This is a genomic window from Streptomyces nanhaiensis, assembly GCF_046614825.1.
GTDB lineage: Bacteria > Actinomycetota > Actinomycetes > Streptomycetales > Streptomycetaceae > Streptomyces > Streptomyces radiopugnans.
Map to the genome: position 1 here is coordinate 1 of NZ_JBKJFM010000204.1, position 8,850 is coordinate 8,850.

Genomic DNA, 8,850 nt, shown 5'->3' on the forward strand with positions numbered 1-8,850 from the left:
CCCTGCCCCTGGCGCGGGCGCGGAGCGGAGGCGCGCCGGCCGCCCTCGCGCTGCCCGCCTCCGCGCTGACCGCGCGCCGGACGGACGCCGCCCGCACCGGGACCGGTCTCGTCGTCCAGCCGCAGCGTCAGCGAGATCCGCTTGCGCGGCACGTCCACGTCCAGCACCTTGACCTTCACCACGTCGCCGGACTTCACCACCTCGCGCGGGTCCTTCACGAACGTCTTCGACATCGCCGAGACGTGGACCAGGCCGTCCTGGTGCACGCCGACGTCCACGAAGGCGCCGAACGCGGCGACGTTGGTGACCACGCCCTCCAGGACCATGCCCGGCTCCAGGTCGCCGATCTTCTCCACGCCCTCCCTGAAGGTGGCCGTACGGAAGGCCGGGCGCGGGTCGCGGCCCGGCTTCTCCAGCTCCCTGATGATGTCGGTCACCGTCGGCAGGCCGAAGGTGTCGTCCACGAACTCCTGCGGCCGCAGGCCGCGCAGCACCTCGGTGTTGCCGATCAGGGCCGCGACGTCGCTGCCGGTCGTCCTCACCATCCGGCGCACCACCGGGTACGCCTCGGGGTGGACGGCGGAGGCGTCCAGCGGGTCGTCCCCGTCGCGGATGCGCAGGAAGCCCGCGCACTGCTCGTACGCCTTGGGGCCGAGCCGGGGGACGTCCTTGAGCGCCCTGCGGCTGCGGAAGGGGCCGTTTGCGTCGCGGTGGGCGACGATGTTCTCCGCCAGGCCCGAGCCGATGCCCGACACCCGCGACAGCAGCGGCGCCGAGGCGGTGTTGACGTCCACGCCGACGCCGTTGACGCAGTCCTCCACCACCGCGTCCAGCGAGCGCGACAGCTTCACCTCGGAGACGTCGTGCTGGTACTGGCCCACCCCGATCGACTTGGGGTCGATCTTGACCAGTTCGGCCAGCGGGTCCTGCAGGCGCCGGGCGATGGAGACCGCGCCGCGCAGCGAGACGTCCAGGTCGGGCAGTTCGCGCGAGGCGAAGGCGGAGGCGGAGTACACCGAGGCCCCCGCCTCCGAGACCATCACCTTCGTCAGCTTCAACTCGGGCTGCGCCGCGCACAGTTCGGCGGCCAGCCGGTCCGTCTCGCGGGAGGCGGTGCCGTTGCCGACGGCGATCAGCTCCACCCGGTGCTCCCGCGCCAGCCGCGCCAGCGTCGCCAGCGACTCCTTCCAGCGGTTCTGCGGGACGTGCGGGTAGATCGTCTCGGTGGCGGCGACCTTGCCGGTGGCGTCGACGACGGCGACCTTCACGCCCGTGCGGAAGCCCGGGTCCAGGCCCATGGTGGCGCGGGTGCCGGCGGGGGCGGCCAGCAGCAGATCGCGCAGGTTGGCCGCGAACACCGCGACCGCCTCGTCCTCGGCGGCGGTGCGCAGCCGCATCCGCAGGTCGATGCCCAGGTGCACCAGGATGCGGGTGCGCCAGGCCCAGCGCACGGTGTCGGCCAGCCAGCGGTCGGCCGGGCGGCCGCGGTCCTCGACGCCGAAGCGGCGGGCGATCGCGCGCTCGTACTCGGAGGGGCCGGTGGTCTCGCGCAGGGCCCCGCCCTCCGCGGCCTCCCCGGCGGGTTCCGGCTCCGGCTCCAGGGAGAGGTCGAGGACCTCCTCCTTCTCGCCGCGCAGCATCGCCAGCACCCGGTGCGAGGGCAGTTCGGTGAAGGGCTCGGAGAAGTCGAAGTAGTCGGCGAACTTGGCGCCCTGCTCCTGCTTGCCCTCGCGCACCTTCGCCACGAGCCGGCCGCGCCGCCACATCGTCTCGCGCAGCTCGCCGATCAGGTCGGCGTCCTCGCCGAAGCGCTCGGTGAGGATCGCGCGGGCGCCCTCCAGCGCGGCGGAGGCGTCGGCCACCCCCTTGTCCGGGTCGGTGAAGGCCGCCGCGGCGGCGGCCGGTTCCACGGACGGGTCGGCGAGCAGGCCGTCGGCCAGCGGCTCCAGGCCCGCCTCGCGGGCGATCTGCGCCTTGGTGCGCCGCTTGGGCTTGTAGGGCAGGTAGACGTCCTCCAGGCGCGCCTTGGAGTCGGCGGCCCGGATGCGGGCCTCCAGTTCGGCGTCGAGCTTCCCCTGGGAGCGTACGGACTCCAGGATCGCCGTCCGCCGCTCCTCCAGCTCCCGCAGGTAGCGCAGCCTCTCCTCCAGGGCGCGCAGCTGCGCGTCGTCCAGGCCGCCGGTGGCCTCCTTGCGGTAGCGCGCGACGAACGGCACGGTCGAGCCGCCGTCGAGCAGTTCGACGGCGGCCCTGACCTGCCGTTCCCGTACGCCGAGTTCCTCGGCGATCCTGCCCTCGACGGACGCCGCGCCGGACGTGCCGGCCGGTGCCGCGCCCTCGACGGGCGTCTCTCCGATGGACTGTGTCACGATCCGTTCCGCCTCACTCGGTGCTGGGTGCTCCCCCGGTAGCCCGCATTGTTACAGGCCGCACCGACAGGCGGACGGTCAGACGCGGCGTCCGGCGTGCGAAGCCCCGCCGAAGAGGCGGGCGAGGAGGCGGAAGGGCAGCGTCACCACGGTCGCGATGGCGCCGCCGACGGTACGGAGTGCGTCTGCTATGGCTCGGAACATGCTGTACGCGTGACCGCTCGGGCGCCGGACAAACCCGTTCCGTCTCCGTTCCTGCCCTGTCGGCCGGTTGTCGCCCTCCGGGGCTTTCCGCCCGTTTCCGCTCAGCCCTTGCCGAACAGGTCCGCCGGGAAGGCGCCCGAGGCGAGGGCCGCGCCGGTGAAGGCGCCGCACAGCTCGGTCAGCCGCTCGGTGCCCGCCGCGCCCAGGTGCTCGTACGGCGCGGCGTCGAGCCGGTCGGTCTCCTCCTCCAGCTCCTTGCGCAGGGCGGTGCCGGCCCCGGTCAACTCGCCGTCGCCGTCCAGCAGTCCGCGCCCGCGCAGCCGCTCCTGGGCCTCCTCCCAGTCCCGGCGGCTCCAGCCGCGGGTGGCCAGCGCCCACTTGGGGCTCATGCCGCGGCCGCTGGCGGTGTGGCTGACCAGCGCCTCCACCGGATCCAGTCCGGCGTGCTGGAGGACGGCGACATGGGCGTCGCCGCGGTGCTCGCGCAGCAGCGAGGCGCCGTGCCACAGCGCCAGGTGCGGGGCCTCGGGCACGGGGAGGTCGGCGAGCGCCGCGTACAGCGGGCGGCCCGGGCGGACGCACCCCTCGGCGGCGCGCAGGGCCAGTTCGGCGGCCTCGGCCATCTCCTCGGACGCCACCGCCTCCTCGCCCAGCAGGCGCCGCAGCATGGAGTCGGCGGCGCGCAGCCGGGCGGCGAGCACGGTCTCGGGTGCGGCCAGCTCCCACACGGCCGGCAGGTGGCGGGCGACGAGGGCGTGGTGGAAGTTGTGGAAGGTCGCGGTGACGACCCCGGGCCCGACCCGGCCGAGCGCCGCGGCACGGCCGGCGAAGTAGACCGCGGAGGGGTCCTCGATGCCGTAAGGGGCCAGCTCGCGTGCCAGGTCGGGGGCGAAGTAGAGAGCCGAGTGCAGCGGGTTGACGGCGTTGTGGCAGCGCCGTCCGGCTTTGGCGGGGAGGGACGTCATACCCGCACGCTACCCGTCGGTAAGTGGCCAGGTGAAGACCGGAGAGCGCCGTTCCAGGAAGGCGGCCACCCCCTCGGCCCGCTCACCGCTCTCCCGGGCGCGCTCCTCCCAGTACGCGACCCGCTCCACCGGCACGGGGCCGGCCCCGGCGCCGTTCGCGAACTCCTTGGCGGCGGCCTGGGTGAGCTGCGAGCGCGAGACGAGCAGCCGCGCGAACGCCGCGACCCGCCCGTCCAGTTCGTCCTCCGGGTGCACCTCGTCGGCCAGCCCGGTGCGCAGTGCCCGCTCGGCGTCGATCAACTCACCCGAGAACAGAAGGTACTTGGCGGTGGCAGGGCCGACCAGGGAGACCAGGCGCCGGGTGGAGGAGGCGCCGTAGACGATGCCCAGCTTCGCCGGGGTGATGCCGAACAGGGCTCCCTCGGCGGCGAAGCGCAGGTCGCAGGCGACGGCGAGCTGGCAGCCGCCGCCCACGCAGTGCCCGCGCACGGCCGCGAGCGTGGGCCGCGGGAAGGCCGCCAGCGCCTCCTCGGCGGCCACGGCCAGGCCGCGGGACTCCGCGTCGCCCTCACGCAGGGCGGAGATGTCGGCACCCGCGCAGAAGGTACCGCCCTCGCCGGTGAGGACCAGGGCCCGTACGGCGGGATCGGCGGCGAGCCGCTCCAGCACGGCGGGCATCCGCCGCCACATGTCCGGCGTCATCGCGTTGCGCTTGGCCGGATTGCGGATGGTCAGGGTGGCGACGCCGTCCTGGACGGAGACCGGCAGGGCCGGTGCGCCGGCCGGAGGGATTTGCGCGGGCATGGGCCGGATCGTAACGGCAGCGGGCGCGGACGCCGAGGCGAGGGTGCAGAAACGATCGCGCAGGGTCGGTCACGGTCGCGAACGGCGCGCAAGCCTTCTGTCAATTGCCATCGATAAGTGCCGAGTTGCGGTCACAGGGCCGGACCGCACGCACGGCGGGCCAACACTCGTGGGGAGAACCGGTCCGTAACCGGTCCGGGCCGAGGCGGCCGGCGAGAGCCGAGAGCGGGGTGCGGCAGATGGACATCCGCGGGGATTCCCTCCCTGACCGGGACGGACGGGCGCCCGTGGCCGCGCCGGACCGGCCGGCCGCGCCATCGCGGCCGCAACCGCTTCCGCGGCCGGAGCAGCCGCAGGAGCAGCCGCGGCCGTACGTCCGGTCGCAGCCGCAGCCGCAGCCGCAGGAGCAGCCCCGCCCCCGGCCGTACGAGGGCGCCTGGCGCTTCACCGTCCCGGTGCACGAGTCCTCCGTGCCCCGGGCGCGCCACGCCGTGCGGGACCTCCTGCGCCGCAGGGGCGCCCCGGTCACCGGCGAACTGATGGACGGCCTGCTGCTGGTCCTCTCCGAACTGGTCACCAACGCCGTGCGGCACGCGGCCCTGCTCTCCACGCAGATCGGCGTCGAGGTCTCCCTCGGCGCCGGCCGGGTGCGCCTGGGGGTCGAGGACGGCCATCCCTACCGCCCCGCGGCGCTGGCCGCCGACCCGGGGCGGGAGCACATCGGGGGGCGGGGGCTGCTCCTGGTCAAGGCCGTCGTCGCCGAGGCGGGCGGGTTCTGCGAGGCCGACCGGACCGCCTCCGGCGGCAAGGTGGTCCGGGTAGTGATGCCGCTGGCACCTCTGCCGCCCTCGACGCCGCCGCCGGCCCGTTGAGCCGCGGCGCGGTTCGGCGGGCCGGCGGCGGTGCGCGTCACCAGCCGGCCGAGACCCCGGTCACCTCGCGGATGCCGCCCCGCGCCGCGTCCAGCACCGTCATGAACCAGGCCGAGAACGGCTCCGCCTCGTGCCGCTTGAGCAGTTCCCCGGGCGTCACGAACGCCGTCTCCGCGATCTCCTCCGGGTCCGGCCGGGGCATGTCCCGCACCAGTCCCGCGAAGAGGTGGTTGTACTCCTGCTCGACCAGGCCGGAGGCCGGGTCCGGATGGTTGTAGCGCACCGTCCCCGCCTCCCGCATCAGTACGGGGGCCATGCCCAGTTCCTCGCCGACCCGCCGCGCCGCGGCGGCGAAGGGCCGCTCGCCGGGATAGGGGTGGCCGCAGCAGGTGTTGGACCACACACCGGGGGAGTGGTACTTGCCCAGTGCCCTGCGCTGGAGCAGCAGCCGGCCCATGTCGTCGAAGAGGAAGACGGAGAAGGCCCGGTGCAGCCGGCCGGGGGCCTGGTGGGCGGAGAGCTTCTCCGCGGTCCCGATCGTCCTGCCGTCCTCGTCGACCAGCTCGAGCATGATCGGGTCCGCCGTGCCGTTGGTCATGTCCGCCCTTCACCGCGAATGCGTCGGAACGGCATTTCTCCGATGTTCCGACTGTCCGCTCCAGTGTGCCGTACACGGACGGGGGCCGCTCGCCGGGCGGGCGGTACGGAGTGCGTCACGGCGCAGGTGGGGGCGTCAGTGGCACAGCCGCCCCTCGCGCGCCGCGTGACCGTGCGGCTCCAGCTGGAAGGTGCAGTGCTCGACGTCGAAGTGCCGGCCCAGGCAGCTGTGGAGATCCCGCAGGATCCTGTCGTGTCCGCCCTCGGCCTCCAGCGCCTCCCGGCCGACCACCACGTGGGCGGAGAGCACCGGCATGCCGGAGGTGATGGTCCACACGTGCAGGTCGTGCAGGTCCTCCACCCCGGGCACACCCAGGATGTGCGCCCGCACCCCGGCCATGTCCACATGCCGGGGCGCGGCCTCCAGCAGGACGTCGATCGCCTCGCGGGCCAGCCGCACCGTCCGCGGCACGATCAGCACCGCGATCAGCAGCGAGGCGACCGGATCGGCCTGCCGCCAGCCGGTGAACATGATCACCAGTGCGGCGGCGATCACCGCCAGGGAGCCCAGGGCGTCCGCCGCCACCTCCAGGAAGGCGCCGCGCACGTTCAGGCTCTCGCGCTGCCCGCGCATCAGCAGGGCCAGGGACAGGCCGTTGAGGGCCAGGCCGACGACGCCGAACAGGACCGTCAGCCCCCCGGGCACCTCCTGGGGATGGCGCAGCCGTTCGACGGCCTCCACCAGGATGTAGCCGCCCACCCCGAGCAGCAGCAGGGCGTTGAGCAGCGCGGCGAGGATCTCGGCCCGGGCGAGGCCGAAGGTGCGCCGCTCGCTGCCGGGCCGGTTGGCGACGTGGATCGCCAGCAGCGCCATCCCGATGCCGACCGCGTCGGTGGCCACATGGCCGGCGTCGGCCAGCAGCGCCAGCGAACCGGTCAGCGCCGCGCCCGCGAGCTCGGCGAGCAGCAGGACGACCGCGATGGCCAGCGCGGCGCGCAGCCGCCCCCGGTAGGCGGCTCCCGCCGTACCCGGCCCGGCCGGCCGCGGCCCGCCGTGGTTGTGCCCTGCGCCCATGGATGATGCCTCCCGTATAGCGGCCGACGCCGCGTACGACCGGTGCGGACGGTCCCAGTGAACTACGGGCGGGGGGTATGGGGCAACGCGGCACCGAACATCGTTGTCATCGTCTCTGACCTGCGGTTTCCACTCATCCGGCGGATGTCTCCCGCTTGTTCGGGCGATCGTGCCCGGCCGCCCGGGCGGGGCGGCTACCTCCCGGTGGGGGCCGTCGTCGTGCCGTCGGCGGGCCCGCCCGCGCGGCGGCCGGGGTGGCGAAGGCACCAGCCCTCCCAGGCCGAGGCCACCATCTCGCGCACCCCGTGCCGGGGCCTCCAGCCCAGTTCCCCGCCGATCCGTTCGGCCGAGGCGACCACCCGCGCGGGGTCCCCGGGGCGGCGCGGTGCGACGACCGGGGCGGGCTCGCGGATGCCGGTGGTCTCGACGACGAGGTCGGCCAGCTCCCGCACCGACACGCCCTCGCCGGAGCCGACGTTCACCGTCAGGTCCCCGCCGGCCGGACGCTCCGCCAGCCGGCGGGCGACGGCCAGATGCGCCTCGGCCAGATCGGTGACGTGGATGTAGTCGCGCACGCAGGTGCCGTCGGGGGTGGGGTAGTCGTCGCCGAAGATCCGCGGCGCCTCACCGCGCGTGAGGGCGTCGAAGAACATCGGGATGACGTTGAACACACCGATGTCGGCCAGCTCCGGCCGCGCGGCCCCCGCCACGTTGAAGTAGCGCAGGCAGGCGGTGGACAGCCCGTGCGCCCGCCCGGTGGCGCGCACCAGCCACTCGCCCGCCAGCTTCGTCTCGCCGTAGGGGCTCATCGGGACGCAGGGGGTGTCCTCGGTGACCAGGTCCACGTCCGGCATGCCGTAGACGGCTGCGGAGGAGGAGAAGAGGAAGCGCCGCACCCCGGCCGCGACCACGGCCTCCAGCAGCACCGTGAGCCCGTGCAGGTTCTCCCGGTAGTACGTCAGCGGGTGCTCCACCGACTCGCCCACCTGCTTCTTCGCCGCCAGGTGCACCACGCCCGTGACGCCGTGCCCGGCGATCGTGCGGTCGAGCAGCCCCCGGTCGGCGACCGACCCGCGCACCAGGGGCACACCGGGCGGCAACCGCTCGGGCAGGCCGCTGGAGACGTCGTCGAGCACGACGACGTCCTCGCCGGCCTCCGCCATCGCCAGCGCCACGTGTGCGCCGACGTATCCGATTCCTCCGGTCACCAGCCACGTCATGGCCGCAGCCTAACCACCGGCCGGACACCGCCGCGGACGCGCTCCTTGTGCGAGTCACCGGGATCGAGGATCCTGGAACGCGGTCCGTGGTGTTCTGTCACCTTTCGTGACGGTGGGGCGCTCTCGTCCGGTGAATGCGGGGTGAACGGACGCTTCCACCTATCCGATAACCTCTGGCCACGTGCTGCCTGCCCCCGAACGGGTGATGGCGCACGGTGACCGCTGCCCGGATGCCGCTCGTTACGGACCGCGCCGCGGACGGTACGGCTTCCAAGGAGTGAGTTCGTTCTTGTCGACCGCCATTCTCACCGGTCCGCCGGTCGCGGGGGCGCCCCTGGAGGGCGATCTGCGGTCGCTGGGTTTCGACGTGCGGGTGGCGGAGGACGCCGCCGGGGTGGAGGCGGCGCTGGCGGCCGTACCGGCCGGTGAGCGCGTCGCCCTCGTCGACCCCCGCTTCGTCGGGCACGCGCACAGCCTGCGGCTGGCCCTGACCGACCCGCGCTTCCCCGCCGCCGCGATCCCCGGCGCACTGACCGTCCAGCCCGGGGCGCGCGCCGCCCTGGCCCGCGCCGTGTCCACCACCGTGTCCAGCGCCGTCCCCGAGGACGCGATGTGCGCCCAGATCCACGGCGGCCCGGCCACCGCCCGTATCACCGGAGTGTGGCGCGGACAGCGGGTGGACGCCTCGTTCCGGCGTACGGACGGCTGCCAGACCGCCCGCCTGAACGCCCCGCTTCCCGCCCC

At 74.4% G+C, this 8,850-nt stretch carries 8 protein-coding genes and 1 pseudogene; 2 read left to right on the forward strand and 7 right to left on the reverse strand.

The window, feature by feature from the left end; all coding sequences use genetic code 11:
• The 4 genes from ACLIYP_RS27755 to ACLIYP_RS27770 form a co-directional block, all read right to left on the reverse strand.
• A partial coding sequence (locus tag ACLIYP_RS27755; RefSeq protein ID WP_412715852.1) for a Tex family protein occupies positions 1–2,357 on the reverse strand: 2,357 nt, incomplete at its 3' end.
• A gap of 90 nt (positions 2,358–2,447) precedes the next feature.
• Entirely contained in the window at positions 2,448–2,573 is a 126-nt protein-coding gene (locus tag ACLIYP_RS27760) for an LPFR motif small protein (RefSeq protein ID WP_269846161.1), read from the reverse strand.
• 101 nt (positions 2,574–2,674) lie between these two features.
• Positions 2,675–3,538, reverse strand: a complete 864-nt coding sequence (locus ACLIYP_RS27765) for an SCO6745 family protein (protein ID WP_412715846.1) — start codon at positions 3,536–3,538, stop codon at positions 2,675–2,677.
• Positions 3,539–3,547: 9 nt separating this feature from the next.
• Positions 3,548–4,342 carry an enoyl-CoA hydratase/isomerase family protein gene (locus tag ACLIYP_RS27770; RefSeq protein ID WP_412715847.1) on the reverse strand — a complete coding sequence of 265 codons (795 nt, stop codon included), beginning with the start codon at positions 4,340–4,342 and terminating at the stop codon, positions 3,548–3,550.
• 287 nt (positions 4,343–4,629) lie between these two features.
• Here ACLIYP_RS27770 and ACLIYP_RS27775 point away from each other — a divergent pair, with 287 nt between their 5' ends.
• Positions 4,630–5,214, forward strand: a complete 585-nt coding sequence (locus ACLIYP_RS27775; RefSeq protein ID WP_412715848.1) for an ATP-binding protein — start codon at positions 4,630–4,632, stop codon at positions 5,212–5,214.
• Between the two features lie 37 nt (positions 5,215–5,251).
• Here the strand turns inward: ACLIYP_RS27775 and idi are convergent, their stop codons facing one another.
• The 3 genes from idi to galE form a co-directional block, all read right to left on the reverse strand.
• Entirely contained in the window at positions 5,252–5,812 is a 561-nt protein-coding gene (idi, locus tag ACLIYP_RS27780) for an isopentenyl-diphosphate Delta-isomerase (RefSeq protein WP_412715849.1), read from the reverse strand.
• 135 nt (positions 5,813–5,947) lie between these two features.
• On the reverse strand, positions 5,948–6,886 hold the full coding sequence (locus tag ACLIYP_RS27785) for a cation diffusion facilitator family transporter (RefSeq protein WP_412715850.1): 939 nt from the start codon (positions 6,884–6,886) through the stop codon (positions 5,948–5,950).
• A gap of 194 nt (positions 6,887–7,080) precedes the next feature.
• The gene (gene galE, locus ACLIYP_RS27790) at positions 7,081–8,106 is read right to left on the reverse strand and encodes a UDP-glucose 4-epimerase GalE (RefSeq protein WP_412715851.1); all 1,026 of its coding nucleotides are present in this window, start codon (positions 8,104–8,106) and stop codon (positions 7,081–7,083) included.
• 289 nt (positions 8,107–8,395) lie between these two features.
• Between galE and ACLIYP_RS27795 the strand changes: the two are divergent.
• Positions 8,396–8,850: pseudogene (locus tag ACLIYP_RS27795) on the forward strand (hypothetical protein); the annotation flags it as partial.

Bases quoted from the DNA above. Each gene is read 5' to 3' on its own strand.
- ACLIYP_RS27770 (WP_412715847.1), bottom strand. From the start codon at position 4,342: ATGCCCGCGCAAATCCCTCCGGCCGGCGCACCGGCCCTGCCGGTCTCC.
- ACLIYP_RS27785 (WP_412715850.1), bottom strand. From the start codon at position 6,886: ATGGGCGCAGGGCACAACCACGGCGGGCCGCGGCCGGCCGGGCCGGGT.
- galE (WP_412715851.1), bottom strand. From the start codon at position 8,106: ATGACGTGGCTGGTGACCGGAGGAATCGGATACGTCGGCGCACACGTG.
- ACLIYP_RS27765 (WP_412715846.1), bottom strand. From the start codon at position 3,538: ATGACGTCCCTCCCCGCCAAAGCCGGACGGCGCTGCCACAACGCCGTC.
- idi (WP_412715849.1), bottom strand. From the start codon at position 5,812: ATGACCAACGGCACGGCGGACCCGATCATGCTCGAGCTGGTCGACGAG.
- ACLIYP_RS27760 (WP_269846161.1), bottom strand. From the start codon at position 2,573: ATGTTCCGAGCCATAGCAGACGCACTCCGTACCGTCGGCGGCGCCATC.